Origin of the sequence: Mesorhizobium sp. M0048, from assembly GCF_040323405.1 — a bacterium.
In the GTDB taxonomy this organism is placed as follows: Bacteria; Pseudomonadota; Alphaproteobacteria; order Rhizobiales; family Rhizobiaceae; genus Mesorhizobium.
In genome coordinates this window covers 39,674-52,227 of sequence record NZ_JAMYUV010000041.1, presented here as the reverse complement: position 1 = coordinate 52,227, position 12,554 = coordinate 39,674, and the positions used below count along the sequence as shown (strand labels likewise).

Sequence of the window (12,554 nt, the reverse complement as noted above, 5' to 3'; positions counted from 1 at the left end):
GAGCTCGTCCAGAGCGCGGGCTTGATCGCTCAGACTAGACTCGCCAACCCGTTGCGGTCCTCAAATAGCGAGAACCGTCCTTATCGTTACGAGCCCGCTATGCCTTGGTCAGTTGCCGGCGCTGATATCGGAAACGAAGCGCGGAAGGGCACTCTGCCGCCCAGAGTAGCCGGCCTGCACGGTGAAGACGAGAAGGACGCTCTTCCAAGCGCGGAGTTCGAATCCTCCCTCACCGCCATAAGTCATTGTTTACATCAATAAAAATACAAGAATAGGTTGGGCGCCCGCCATAAAGCCCGCCTACCGAAAACGGGGTATTCGCGGCACGTCAGCTTACGACACAAATATGCGGGTTGATGCTTCAACCTGGTAGATGGCAGAGATCAACTTCGGCCTCGCTAAGCGAAGTCGTGGGATTTATGCGACAGCGGAATCAGGATACGCGACTAGCACCCCGTGCCGGGTCAACCTCGCCGTCGGGAAGTACCGACCGGTGCGGAACCAAGCGGATTCACGCTTGTCGGCAGCGGACGCCGGCGGTGGCGGTCTGCACTCGAGCAGGCTCCCAATTAGCGAGACAAACGTCCAGAGCGGAGGCCAATCTTGGCACGCGACTTCGCCAGCCTGAACGACCGCTCTCCTCGGCTTAGTCAAGCATACCTACGGAATGATGCGCCTGGCCGGTGACAAATGAATCTCTGCTGGACCGCCGATGATATGGGGAGGCGCTCGCAAATCGCGCCCTACGCGCGGGGTGATCGGTTGATCAACATCGAAGCTTGATATGAGAAACGCGCTAACTGTGACGGCGGTGGTCACCGTGGCTCGTGTGTCAGCAGATGTGGTAAGGGTGAGTGTCGGCGAGTGGCAGAGGTGCAGCAACAATGACTTTGAGGCGAACCAGAGGTTACGGCGCATCCGGCTTGGTTCTAGCGGTTTGCACTGTGTTTGCTTGGCAGAACGCCGCTGCCGCTCAAAATTGCGACGCAGCCGCGACGCCTGGCGTCAATTGGCAAGAGTGTGACAAGAAGCTTCTCATCCTAGATGGACAGGACCTGAGCGGGGCGAACCTGTTCGGTGTTGATTTCACTTCGACCGACCTCAGGAACACCAATCTCCGTGCGGCAAATCTTGAGAAGGCAACTCTTGTGCGTGCTTCCCTGGCCGACTCGACCGCCAAAGGCGCCCGGTTCGACAGAATCGAGGGCTACAGGACCGACTTCAGCCGTATGGACGCGCAGGGCGCTGTGTTTGCGAGCGCGGAAATGCAGCGCTCGAATTTCCAGGACGCCAATCTGACCAATGTTGATTTCACAAAGGCAGAACTGGGGCGTGCGCAGTTCCATGACGCCGATATCAGCGGCAGCCGCTTCTCGTTTGCCAATCTCGCACGGGCGGACTTCCGAGGAGCGAGGTTTACCGCGCCGATAGACTTTGACCGCGCCTTTTTCTTTCTGACCCGTATCGAGGGCGTCGACCTTTCCAATTCGGCGGGTCTGTCCCAGTGGCAGCTCAACATGGCTTGCGGAGACGCCCGGACCGAGTTGCCTTCTGGCTTGACGAGGCCTGAAGATTGGCCCTGTCAATTCCAGCAGGAATAGTTGTCGGCAAGCGACCCCTCAACTTGCGCGAAGCGTCTGCCTCACGTCACCCTCCAACCGCCAGGAATTGCCAGCACAGAGCACTCTTGCGGCATCTCACCATCCGGCGGTGAGCGATCCCGATCTGCTGGATGCCTTCAACCGCGATGCCGCCGTGCACAAATGGACCGTGGCCTGAAGCTGCAGAGGCAGCGACAGCCCTGTGGGGAAAGACAGCCGCAACCGCAATCGCCTGGGGCGCCGTGTCGGCGCGTTGCGACGGGCGGACACAGGAGTATCGATTCTGGTTTCGGGTATTCGCCCATCTTCAAGTGGGTTCGCCCAATGCCGTGGCGGAAGCAGCGTCGGAGAGAGTTCGTCCAGGCTTTTCCCGATAGGGAAATCATGTTCGACGAGGGAACTGCCTGCTTGTCGAGGGAACGCCGGACCGAAGTCAGCCCGTCAATGCCAGAGCCGCATCGCTGTGGCGCGTGCTGCGCCAGCCTTGACCGGCAGTCTTCGGCCCGGCGGCCGCTTTGGACGCAGGCAAACTCCGGTACGAGCGGTACCGCTCTGCCCCTCGGGGTACATTACTCCGGCAATTCGTCGCCCTTGATCGGCGCCTTCCCTTTGCCGGCCCGTTTCAGGATATGCAGCGCCTTGGGAAGGTCGGCACGGGCGGCGCGTTCCTGAAAGTAACTTTCCGTGCGCAGCGCCGAAAGCTTTTCAGCGACTGCCACGTTAATGAATTGGTTGAGCGGCACGCCTTCGCTCTCCGCCACCTTGCGCGCCTCATCCAGAAGCGAGAGCTGAAGCCGCAGTGCGAAATTGCTTCTCCTCATGTCTTTCTCTCCAATCGTCTCAGCGCCTCGCCCGGCGACAGGACCAAGATACCGAAGCGCTCGGCCACTTTGCCGAAATCGCGTAGGTTGAACGTCACTATAGCATCCGCCCGTCCGTTTACCGCAGCTTCCAGCACCATGTCGTCGTCTGGGTCGCGCACGGCGGGTCGCCAGAGGAAGAGAAGGCGAACCGGCTCGGCGACGGCCGCCACGGCATCTAGCAACGCGTTCACATCCTCAGCGGACAGGCCGGAAGCTTCAAGGTGCTCGGGCCTTGTCATGACCGCCTGGTACTCGATCATCAACGTCACCGAAGCGATGAGCGTCAGCCGGCGTTCCAAAGCTGCCACCAACAGTTGGCGCGAGGCGCCAGCGTCACTTCGGATCGCCGCCACCATGGTCGCCGTATCGAGAAGCAGTCTCATACAGACATATTGGATATCGCGTGCGATATTGCAAGAGGACCGAGCTTTTGGTAATTTGGCGACAGCTCGGCAACTGAAGTTGTCTTGCTGATCATCACGTCGCTCAATGCCCTTGATCTACACAGAATAGCGGGCATGCCATGGTGGACGAGGCCAAACCTGGGAACGACAGCGCAAGCCATGATTACAGTGCTGACATGTCGGCACGAGACATGACTGAACGAGCCGTCCTGTCGATCGCCCGTTTGTTGGGCCGGCGGGTTGCTCGGGAGCATTTCGAGGAATTGCAGGCGGCCAACGACAACAATGTTCATCCTCTTGAGAAAACACCGTCAGAAGGGGAGGATGGGGACGGCGGCGGACAATAGCAACGAGAGGAAGAGGAGCGGTTCATGACCCGTGTCGCGCTGTATGCTCGTTACTCATCCGACAACCAGCGTGAAGCCTCTATCGAGGATCAGCTGCGGCTTTGCCGAGAGCTCGCGGCCAGGGAGAGGTGGACTGTCGTTGGGACCTATGCCGATGCTGCCATATCCGGCTCAAGCATCATCCGTCGACCAGACATCCAGCGGCTTCTCGCCGATGCTCAAAGCGGGCAATTTGAGATCGTTCTAACCGAGGCACTCGATCGCTTGTCACGCGACCAGGAACACGTAGCCGGCCTCTTCAAGCGGCTGCGCTTTGCCGGTGTCAAGATCGTCACTCTCTCTGAGGGCGCCGTAGACGAACTGCACGTGGGCCTGAAAGGAACGATGAACGCGTTGTTCCTGCGCGATCTTGCTGCCAAGATCAGACGGGGCCAAAGCGGCCGCATATTGAACGGCTACAACGCCGGCGGCCTCAAGCCGAGGTCGTGCGTCGGATTTTTCGGGCGTTCGCGGCTGGTCAATCGGCGCGTACGATAGCTGCAGGCCTCAACAGGGAAGGTATCCCATCACCCTTTGGGGGTGCCTGGGGCGCCTCGACCATCAATGGCAATCTCAAGCGGAGAAGCGGCTTTCTCTACAACGAAGCCTATATCGGGCTGCTCGTCTTCAATCGTCTCCAAATGCGCAAGGATCCCGAGACTGGGAGGCGCATCTCGCGGCCGAATCTGCCGGAAACCTGGCAGGTCGTTGAAGTGCCGCATCTGCGTATCATCGACGATGAGCTGTGGGATGCGGTGCAAGCCCGCAAGAAGCTTTATGGAGGCATGAAACTCCATCACCGCCGACGGCCGACGTACATGTTCTCGGGGCTTGTGCGGTGCGGCTGCTGTAGCGCTTCCTATACGGTGAAGAACAGAGACCAGCTTGCTTGTACCGCGCACCGTGAGAAAGGCACTTGTACCAATAACAGGACGATCCGTGTTGGCGAGCTTGAGAAGCGTGTGCTTGCTGGCATCCAGCGGCGCTTGCTGGCGCCAGATGCCATTGCGGGCTTCCTTGCTGAATATCATGCTGAGCATAAGCGACTGAACGCCATGAACCGCGAACGGCAAAGGGAAGTCGAAAGGCGGCATGCCGGCATCGACAGGCAGATCGCTAACATCGTCGATGCTATCGCTGACGGTGTCGCGACGACAAGCATGAAATCGAAGCTACTGGACCTCGAGCGCGAAAAGGAGAATCTAGCCCGAGAGCTTCAGGCGATGGCGGCCGCGGAAAGCATTGTGGAGTTTCATCCGGCTGCGGTAACGATTTACCGTCGGCAAGTATCCGAGCTCCAGGACGCGTTGCAATCCGACGAGTGTGAGCGGCACGAGGCGGCGAGGATCATCCGCTCACTGGTCACGGGGATCGAGATCATTCCGACGGAGGGTAGGGGACAGGTTGAGCTGAAAGTTCGCGGTGCGCTGGCGGAGCTTCTCAACCTGCCAAATCGTAAACCAGGAACAGCGCCTAGCGCTGCAGTGATGGTAGCGGGAGAGCGCTACCGCCTTCCCCACACTCATCGAACTCCCAGTTCCAATTTCGCTGCTGCGGCTGAGCGAGGCGCGCTATCCTAATTGCGGCCTGGCGGGTGACGGCATGGGGCCCAGAAGCCGACGTTCACGAAAGTGAAGTCAAGTTTGGACAGCCCCATCAATTTCCAATGCGATACGCATCAGCTGCTCGACAAAGTCGCTAACTACTCTCGATGGACGTCGGTTGGGTGGCAACAACAGAAGGGTTCGGAAGGAGATTCCCGGGAGAAATGGACGGAGGCTGAGGTTTCCGTTGAGATAGGGAAGGGCAGTTAAAGGATTGACCATTCCGCATCCAAGCCCCGCATTGACCATCGAGCAGATGGTGGTGGAATAGGGGGTTTCTAGAACCACTTTGGGCTTGATGCCGTGATCAGCGAAGATGGCCTCTGCTTCCCGTCTCGTAGTGTCCTCCGGAGCCAACGCGATGAAGGCCTGCCCATGGAGATCGGCGGGACGGATCACTTCCCTCCCCTCTAGCGGATGGCCCTTGGGCATGGCGATCGCGACCCGGTAGTTCCGGAATGGGTGGGCTTCGACGCCCGCAAGATCGATCTCGTCCGCCGCCAGGCCGACGTCGAACTGGCCGGAGGCGACGAGTTCTTTGACTTCCGAGGATAGCCTTGCCTGAAAGGTGATCGCAACGTCAGGGTGACGGTGTTGAAATGCCTTTAATGCCTTTGGCATTACATTCGTACTTAATGCGGAGAGACTTGCGATCCGGATTTCCCCCGAACCGAAGTCGCGAATCCGCGCCGCGGCCCCTTTCAAATGGATGAGGCCGGAGAATGAGGTCTCCACTTCCCTGAAAAACAGGTTGCCTTCTGCCGTCGGCGACATCCGTCCTTTGATGCGGTGGAAGAGCGCGAAACCGATGTCGCGCTCCAGTTCTTGGACGGCCTTGCTCACCGCAGGTTGTGAGATGCGTAGTATCTCCGCGGCGCGTGAGGCGGTTCCAATCGTCATCACGGCGTGGAAGACCTCGATCTGGCGAAGATTCATGGCGCACCTATAACCTGAGAGAATAGCACATCCCGATCTTGATATTGGACGGAATAGGTTTTGTCATGCTGTAACTGTCTCCAACACATGAGGAGCAAGCATGAACGATCTCACCCAATGCGTTGTGACCCCCAAAGTCAAAACAGACGGCTTCGAGGCTCTGGGTGCAGCCGTCCATCGGGCTTCGACGATCGTATTCGCGGATGCCGCAGCCTACGCCACTCGCGGCCAGCGAGGGCCTGACGGCTATTCCTACGGCCTCTACGGCACCCCGACGACGCGTACACTGGAGCAAAAGATCACTCAGCTCGAGCAGGGTCACCGGACGCTTCTCGCGCCATCGGGCCAGGCCGCAAACGCAATCGCAATGCTCGCCGTCCTCAATGCCGGAGACAAGGTACTGGTGGCGGACACGGCCTATCCCCCGGTCCGTGATTTTGTGAACACCGATCTGGCAAAGTTTGGCGTCCGAGCGGAGTACTACGATCCCACTTCGCCCGAGGGGCTCGAACGTCGGATCGACGGGAACACGAAACTGGTGTGGTGCGAGTCCCCCGGTTCGACGACCATGGAAGTCCAGGATCTGCCGCGGATTGCCGAGATCGCGCATCGGCACGGCGCGCTCGTCGGATTCGACAACACCTGGGCGACCCCTCTTAACTTCAAGCCCCTCGTACATGGGGCCGACATCGTGACCGAAGCGCTCACCAAATATATCTCGGGCCATTCCGACGTGCTGATGGGATCGATCACGGTGGCTTCCGAGCAGCTTTTCAACGCGCTCAAGGCGACTATGGGGCGGGCCGGGATCGGTGTTTCCCCCGACGACGCCTCTTTGGTGTTGCGGGGCATGGAGACTCTTGGCGTGCGAATGAAACACGCGCACGACGGCGCGACGGCGATGATCAACTGGTTCCGCGGCCACCCAGCCGTCGAGCGTGTGCTCTACCCCGCCCTGCCGTCTTCTCCCGGGCACGAATTCTGGAAGCGCGACTTCCTCGGCGCGAGCGGAGTGTTCAGCGTGGAATTGGTTCCCGAAGCACTGCCGCACGTGCCGGAGGCGCTCAATACGCTAGAGACGTTCGCCATCGGCGCCTCGTGGGGTGGGACACGCAGCCTCGTTGCCCCCATGCCCGTGAAGAGCAACCGCTCCGCGACGACCTGGAGTGGGCAGGACCTCCTTCTGCGGTTCAGCGTGGGGTTGGAATCGCACGACGATCTCATGGCCGATCTCGAGAAAATGTTGGCCCAAATCCAAGCACGGATCGACGACGAGCGGTTCGGCAAAGAAAACATCCGGCAATCAATGCTGTGAGTGAACACAAAAAGGGGAATGACAATGAACAACAACAATGAATTCATGCGAATAGACAGGCGCTCCTTCCTGGCGGGCGTCTCAAAACTGCTGGGAGTTTCGGCGCTATCCTCCATCCTGCCGTCAATCGTTGCGGCATCAGAGGTTAAGGACACGCTTCGGATCGCGATCGCCAAGCCCGCCGGCGATATCAATCCTCACAAATACACCGGCCTGTGGGGCGTTCAGGACCTCGTTTTCGAGCCGCTGGTTAAATACGGCCATGACGGTAAGATCGAGCCAGGGCTGGCGACCGAATGGTCGGTCGAAGACGGGGGCAGGCTGCTTAAGCTCACCTTGCGCAAGGGCGTGACTTTCCACGACGGCACTCCGTTCGACGCCGCGGCGGTGGAATGGAACCTGAAGAGGTGGATCGGACTCGAAGCGAACAACTGGATGAATTCGTCCCGGCTTTACGCCGGAACGGACATCGTCGACGACGATCACGTCAACGTCCGGTTCAAGGAACCGGTCCTCGGCCTGCTCCAGGAGTTCGCTTACGTCCGGCCAGTCAGGCTCCTCAGCCCCAAGTCGGTCTCTGGGGACGGTAGCTATAAGGCGCCCGTCGGCACGGGACCGTGGCATCAAGCGACTGCCGGGAATGAGGGCAGTGCCTTCGAGCGCTTCGACGCCTACTGGGGTGACAAGCCCTCTTTCAAATATCTTGAGGTAAAAGTCCTTCCGGACTCGCGCGGCCGCATGGCAGCGTTGCGCGCGGGCGACGTGGATCTGATCGGCGGAGCGTTTGTGTCGCCTTTGACCGCAACGGAAGCAGAGACGCTGAAGGGAGCGGGCATCGATGTCGTCATCGATCCCGGCACCACCACAATGATTATGGCCTTCAACACTTCCCGCGTCGAAGCGCTGAGGGACCCGAAAGTCCGCAAGGCGATCAACCTCGGCATCGACCGGGCTGCGATCTCGCAAGTGCTTTACCGCGGTCTGGCGACCTCCACTGGCAACCTGTTCTCCGAAACCGTTCCGTATTCGGGGAAGCGCTTCGATGTGCCTAGGCGGGATACCGAGACCGCAAAGTCGCTGCTCGAGGAGGCAGGCTGGGTCGGGGGGCCTGTCAGGCAGAAGGACGGCAAGGACCTTGCCATTGAACTGGTCGTTAGCGAGGAGCAAGTACCGGGGTCCCGATCCGTCGCGGAAGTGATCCAGTCCGAGCTCCAGGAGATTGGCGTCACGCTCACGATCCGCTCGGTGGATCATGCGTCGCGGCACAGCGACATTCCGGAGCGCAAGTTCGATCTCGCTTTCTTCCAGACGTTCGGCGCGCCATACGAACCTTTCGGGACTGTGGTGGGCCTGTTCCTATCCACCTATGACAACGGCGTGGACGGCAAGCTCTTCATCGACCCCGAGCACCTCGATCCGTTGGTGCTCGCCGCGATGTCCGCGCCCGAAGGCGAGATGGAAGCAGCTCTACAGAAGGTCTATGACTGGCTGCACGACAACGACGCCATCGCGCCGCTGCTCTTCGTTCCGGGCATATGGGCGCATGCCGCTCGGGTGAAGGGCTTCCAGAGCCCCGCGACCGAGTACGACATGCCCTACGAGAATATCACACTGGCGGAGTAGGATACGGCCGTGTTCGCCTTCATCGCTAAAAGGGCCCGCAACGCAGTCTTGTTGCTGTTTCTGGCGTCCGTTCTATGCTTCGCGCTCGTGGTATCCGCTCCGGGCAACGTGGCGATACTCATCGCCGAGCTGCGGACGCCGACGGCCACCAAAGCCGATATTGCCAAGGTCGAGGAGGAATTGGGGCTCAACAAGCCGCTTCTCGAACGCTACGGCTTCTGGCTGAACGGAGCGATCCACGGCGACTTCGGCATTTCCTACAAGACGGGCGAGGCGGTCGGCGCGTCCCTCAAGAGCCGCCTTGCCGTGACCGCCACCCTCGTTGCGGGCGGAGCGGTCGTGGCTTTCTTGCTGAGCCTGTTCGTCGGCTTCGTAGGCGCGCTCTGGGCACATAGGGCGCCAGACGTGGTCACCCGAGGGAGCGCTCTTCTGGGCGCTTCGACTCCGTCCTTCTTCGTCGGAGCACTGCTGGTCTACGCCTTTTCGGTCACGTGGCACGTCTTTCCGACCTTCGGGTTTGCCGGACCCGTCAGTTGGGTGCTTCCATGGCTCACTCTGGGATTTCTTCCCGCAGCAGTTCTGAGCCGCGTCGTCCGAGTTGGCTTCGAGGAGGCGATGGCCAAACCTTATGTCCTAACGGCCATGAGCAAAGGACTGTCAAGGACGAGTATTCTGGTTCGCGACGCGATCCCGAACATCGCGCCGACGTACTTGAACGCCTTGGGAACGCAGATCGGGACGATGGTCGTGGGCGCGGTCGTTGTCGAACCTCTGTTCGCTTGGCAGGGCATCGGCGACCTCTTCCTGACCGGGGTGAGATTCCGCGACTTCATGGTCGTGCAGGCCTGCCTTCTGGTCTTCATCACGTTCTTCATCATCCTGAACGTCGTGGTCGACATCTGCATTACGCTGACCGATCCGCGCCTTAGACTTCAAAGGAGCTGAACATGCAGGCAGTCAGACCACTCCTGAAGGCCATTGGCGCCTTCCCGCGCTCGGCGGTATTTACTATTGGCGCGTTCGTTCTGTTGGGACTGCTCGCACCCTACATCGCGCCACATGATCCCAATGCGCAAGACCTGCTGATCGCTGGCCAGGGCCCGACGCTCGCCCATCCGTTCGGAGTCGACCATCTCGGGCGCGATACATTGAGCAGGTTGATTGTGGCGGCTCGGACGTCGCTGGTCGGAGTCTGTCTCGTCCTTGTGTGCGCGCACGCCATCGGCATCGCCATCGGCACGATTGCCGGATACCGGCGGGGCTGGACGGACGAACTGCTGATGCGCATCGTTGACGTCGGCCAGGCAATCCCCAGCCTCATCGTCTCACTTGCGGTGATCGGCATTGCCGGAGTCAGCTACTGGAACATGATCCTCGCGCTCGCGCTCGCCTGGTGGCCGGGTAGCGCCCGCATTAGCCGGGCCGTGGCTGTCAACACCATGAACAAGCCCCACATGGAGGCCCTAAGAGTATTGGGCGCAAGTCCCGTTCGCATTTACTTTGTCCATCTTCTTCCCACGACGATCGGGGCGGTGCTCGTATATGCCACGGCCGACGCCGGAGCAGTCGCGCTCGCAATCGCAACGTTGAGCTTCCTCGGGCTGGGGATCCAGCCGCCGACGCCTGAATGGGGACAGATGTTGGTCGACGCGCTTCCATATCTCGAGTCCGATCCGCGCCAGGTCATCCTGCCGGGGCTGACCCTGACTTTAGCTGTCATCGGATTCAACATCCTCGGTGAAGCGGTCGCCCTCAACAGAGTTCCGAAGCCGCTGACCTCCCGGATGCTCGCGGCCCGTCGCCGGGTAACCGCATTCTGGGCCAAGGAGGCACGGCCATGAGTTCTGAACCGATACTCCGCGTCAAAGATCTGACCATAGACCTGCTGACGGCGCATACCGTGGTCCGCCCAGTCGACGGAGTAGCCTATGAACTGAGCCGTCGAGAGACCCTCGCGATTGTGGGAGAAAGCGGTAGCGGCAAAACGGTCACCTGCTTTGCGCCTCTCGGCCTGATGCCCGTGGGCGTCCAGGCGGATATATCGGGCTCCATTTTGTTCGACAGCCGCCAGCTCGTCGGATCGGACAATGAAACGCTTCGCAGCCTGCGCGGAAAATCCATTGGCTTCATTTTCCAGGACCCGATGAGCGCGCTCAATCCCGCCCGCCGGGTCGGACGGCAGATAGCAGAAGTAGCCGAGCTTCACCTCGGCATGACCGCAAGAGCTGCGGAAACCCGGGCGCTTGAACTTATCAAGATGGTCGGGATGTCCGACCCCGAAATACGCCTCAAGCAGTATCCCCATGAGCTTTCGGGCGGTCTCCGACAGCGTGTCATGATCGCAATCGCCATTGCCGCCGAGCCGACACTTCTCGTAGCCGACGAGCCGACCACCGCGCTCGACGTGACGGTCCAGGCGCAAATCCTCCGACTGCTGAAGGAAATCCAGTCCAGAATGGACATGGCCATGATCTTGATCACGCATGACATGGGTGTCGTGGCGGGCGCGGCCGACCGCGTAATGGTGATGTACGCGGGGCGCCACGTCGAAACCGGACCGACCGAGCGTGTACTCTCCCAGCCGCAGCATCCCTATACGATGGGCCTCATCGACGCAATTCCGAGGAAACAGGACGCAATCGGATCGCGTTTCCGTGGATTGCCGGGGGTTCCGCCCATCCTTGGCGCGCCGATCACAGGGTGCGCCTTCATGCCCCGCTGCGGATACGCTGTGGATGCCTGCGGCGAGCGACGTCCGCCGTTCTTGCCGACGGCAGTTCCGGGTGTGTCAGCCGCCTGTCCCGTTCTGAATATTCGGGCGAAGGAGTGCGCATAATGAGCGCGGTACTCGAAGTCGAGCATCTGGTCACCAGCTTTCCAAGCGCCAAACGTGGCCAAACGATCAAAGCGGTAAATGACGTCTCGATCCACCTCAATCCCGGCGAGATTGTCGGCTTGGTGGGGGAGTCCGGCTGCGGCAAGTCCACGCTTGGCCGTTCGATCGTGGGCTTGGAAAAACCCCAGTCCGGACGCGTCGTTTTCGATGGCGTCGACCTCGGCTCCCTGAGCGGGCGCCGTCTGCGGGAAGCGCGTCGCGCCGTTCAGTACGTGTTCCAGGACCCCTATGCATCGCTGAATGATCGCCAAACTGTGGGCGAAGCCATAAACGAAGCCCTCATCATTGCAGGTTTGCGTTCGCAAACGGAACGCGAGGGAAGGATCGCCGAACTCCTCAACCAGGTGGGTCTGGCGACGACGGCCCGGGACAGATTCACCCGTGAACTCTCAGGCGGCCAGAGGCAACGCATCGCGATCGCGCGCTCGCTGGCCGTAGAGCCGCGGGTTTTAATCTGCGACGAACCGGTCAGCGCGCTAGACTTGTCTATACGCGCGCAGGTCATGAACCTATTCCTCGACCTCAGAGAGAAGCTAGGCGTGTCCTGCCTCTTTATCGCGCATGACCTCGCGCTTGTCCGGCAGGCGGCGACCCGGGTCTACGTGATGTACCTCGGCAAGGTGGTAGAAAGCGGCAGCTCGGAAGAGGTTTACCGGAATCCGAGCCATCCCTACACCCAGCTCCTTCTCGCGTCTATTCCGGAGGCTGATCCTGCCACCGAGCGTCGGCGCAACCCTCCGTTGATCACGGGCGAAATCCCAAGTCCGACGAATCCGCCCTCCGGCTGTTTCTTCAGGACGCGGTGTCCCCTTTCCGTGGAAGCTTGTGCGGAGGCTGAGCCTGTGTCGCAAGAAGTAAGCTCAATGCACAAGGCGGCGTGCAGGTTCGCCGGCGACCTATTCGCGAAACGGGTCTCGGCCGCATGA

Annotated in this window: 14 protein-coding genes; 11 read left to right on the top strand and 3 right to left on the bottom strand. The window is 60.3% G+C overall.

All coding sequences use genetic code 11. The features are described from left to right. Positions 1-884: 884 nt before the first annotated feature. Together NKJ84_RS25480 and NKJ84_RS33305 are read left to right on the top strand one after the other, a co-directional pair. On the top strand, positions 885-1,601 hold the full coding sequence (locus tag NKJ84_RS25480; RefSeq protein WP_352508731.1) for a pentapeptide repeat-containing protein: 717 nt from the start codon (positions 885-887) through the stop codon (positions 1,599-1,601). A 131-nt stretch (positions 1,602-1,732) separates the two neighbouring features. Then, a complete protein-coding gene (locus NKJ84_RS33305; RefSeq protein WP_502899825.1) occupies positions 1,733-1,978 on the top strand; it encodes a Y4oE-related protein in 246 nt (81 codons plus the stop codon). A gap of 192 nt (positions 1,979-2,170) precedes the next feature. Here the strand turns inward: NKJ84_RS33305 and NKJ84_RS25475 are convergent, their stop codons facing one another. Together NKJ84_RS25475 and NKJ84_RS25470 are read right to left on the bottom strand one after the other, a co-directional pair. After that, entirely contained in the window at positions 2,171-2,422 is a 252-nt protein-coding gene (locus NKJ84_RS25475) for a hypothetical protein (protein ID WP_023722511.1), read from the bottom strand. Next, the gene (locus NKJ84_RS25470) at positions 2,419-2,847 is read right to left on the bottom strand and encodes a putative toxin-antitoxin system toxin component, PIN family (RefSeq protein ID WP_352508730.1); all 429 of its coding nucleotides are present in this window, start codon (positions 2,845-2,847) and stop codon (positions 2,419-2,421) included. The genes NKJ84_RS25475 and NKJ84_RS25470 overlap by 4 nt, the downstream gene beginning before the upstream one ends. A 140-nt stretch (positions 2,848-2,987) precedes the next feature. On the opposite strand from NKJ84_RS25470, the gene NKJ84_RS25465 reads away from it, so the two are divergent. The 3 genes from NKJ84_RS25465 to NKJ84_RS25455 are packed head-to-tail and all read left to right on the top strand — an operon-like array spanning position 2,988 to position 4,834. After that, on the top strand, positions 2,988-3,215 hold the full coding sequence (locus tag NKJ84_RS25465; RefSeq protein ID WP_352508729.1) for a hypothetical protein: 228 nt from the start codon (positions 2,988-2,990) through the stop codon (positions 3,213-3,215). 24 nt (positions 3,216-3,239) lie between these two features. Then, a complete protein-coding gene (locus tag NKJ84_RS25460; RefSeq protein ID WP_352508728.1) occupies positions 3,240-3,752 on the top strand; it encodes a recombinase family protein in 513 nt (170 codons plus the stop codon). After that, complete coding sequence (locus NKJ84_RS25455; RefSeq protein ID WP_352508727.1) at positions 3,701-4,834, top strand: recombinase family protein; 1,134 nt, start codon at positions 3,701-3,703, stop codon at positions 4,832-4,834. Before NKJ84_RS25460 ends, NKJ84_RS25455 begins: the two co-directional genes overlap by 52 nt. Before the next feature lie 57 nt (positions 4,835-4,891). On the opposite strand, the gene NKJ84_RS25450 is transcribed toward NKJ84_RS25455, so the two are convergent. After that, entirely contained in the window at positions 4,892-5,794 is a 903-nt protein-coding gene (locus NKJ84_RS25450; protein WP_352508726.1) for a LysR substrate-binding domain-containing protein, read from the bottom strand. A 100-nt stretch (positions 5,795-5,894) separates the two neighbouring features. On the opposite strand from NKJ84_RS25450, the gene NKJ84_RS25445 reads away from it, so the two are divergent. From NKJ84_RS25445 to NKJ84_RS25420, 6 genes are read left to right on the top strand one after another with little or no spacing between them, the layout of a single operon-like run. Further along, positions 5,895-7,109 carry a trans-sulfuration enzyme family protein gene (locus NKJ84_RS25445; RefSeq protein ID WP_023680716.1) on the top strand — a complete coding sequence of 405 codons (1,215 nt, stop codon included), beginning with the start codon at positions 5,895-5,897 and terminating at the stop codon, positions 7,107-7,109. A 24-nt stretch (positions 7,110-7,133) separates the two neighbouring features. Then, entirely contained in the window at positions 7,134-8,732 is a 1,599-nt protein-coding gene (locus NKJ84_RS25440; RefSeq protein WP_245274882.1) for an ABC transporter substrate-binding protein, read from the top strand. 9 nt (positions 8,733-8,741) lie between these two features. Further along, positions 8,742-9,677, top strand: coding sequence for an ABC transporter permease (locus NKJ84_RS25435; protein ID WP_023680718.1), 936 nt, complete (start codon positions 8,742-8,744; stop codon positions 9,675-9,677). A 2-nt stretch (positions 9,678-9,679) separates the two neighbouring features. Further along, on the top strand, positions 9,680-10,573 hold the full coding sequence (locus tag NKJ84_RS25430) for an ABC transporter permease (protein ID WP_352508725.1): 894 nt from the start codon (positions 9,680-9,682) through the stop codon (positions 10,571-10,573). Continuing rightward, entirely contained in the window at positions 10,570-11,568 is a 999-nt protein-coding gene (locus NKJ84_RS25425; RefSeq protein WP_352508724.1) for an ABC transporter ATP-binding protein, read from the top strand. The genes NKJ84_RS25430 and NKJ84_RS25425 overlap by 4 nt, the downstream gene beginning before the upstream one ends. Beyond that, entirely contained in the window at positions 11,568-12,554 is a 987-nt protein-coding gene (locus NKJ84_RS25420; RefSeq protein ID WP_352508723.1) for an ABC transporter ATP-binding protein, read from the top strand. Before NKJ84_RS25425 ends, NKJ84_RS25420 begins: the two co-directional genes overlap by 1 nt.

Coding starts and splice junctions, on each gene's coding strand:
- NKJ84_RS25480 (WP_352508731.1), top strand. CDS start 885: ATGACTTTGAGGCGAACCAGAGGTTACGGCGCATCCGGCTTGGTTCTA.
- NKJ84_RS33305 (WP_502899825.1), top strand. CDS start 1,733: ATGCCTTCAACCGCGATGCCGCCGTGCACAAATGGACCGTGGCCTGAA.
- NKJ84_RS25475 (WP_023722511.1), bottom strand. CDS start 2,422: ATGAGGAGAAGCAATTTCGCACTGCGGCTTCAGCTCTCGCTTCTGGAT.
- NKJ84_RS25470 (WP_352508730.1), bottom strand. CDS start 2,847: ATGAGACTGCTTCTCGATACGGCGACCATGGTGGCGGCGATCCGAAGT.
- NKJ84_RS25465 (WP_352508729.1), top strand. CDS start 2,988: ATGGTGGACGAGGCCAAACCTGGGAACGACAGCGCAAGCCATGATTAC.
- NKJ84_RS25460 (WP_352508728.1), top strand. CDS start 3,240: ATGACCCGTGTCGCGCTGTATGCTCGTTACTCATCCGACAACCAGCGT.
- NKJ84_RS25450 (WP_352508726.1), bottom strand. CDS start 5,794: ATGAATCTTCGCCAGATCGAGGTCTTCCACGCCGTGATGACGATTGGA.
- NKJ84_RS25445 (WP_023680716.1), top strand. CDS start 5,895: ATGAACGATCTCACCCAATGCGTTGTGACCCCCAAAGTCAAAACAGAC.
- NKJ84_RS25440 (WP_245274882.1), top strand. CDS start 7,134: ATGAACAACAACAATGAATTCATGCGAATAGACAGGCGCTCCTTCCTG.
- NKJ84_RS25430 (WP_352508725.1), top strand. CDS start 9,680: ATGCAGGCAGTCAGACCACTCCTGAAGGCCATTGGCGCCTTCCCGCGC.
- NKJ84_RS25425 (WP_352508724.1), top strand. CDS start 10,570: ATGAGTTCTGAACCGATACTCCGCGTCAAAGATCTGACCATAGACCTG.
- NKJ84_RS25420 (WP_352508723.1), top strand. CDS start 11,568: ATGAGCGCGGTACTCGAAGTCGAGCATCTGGTCACCAGCTTTCCAAGC.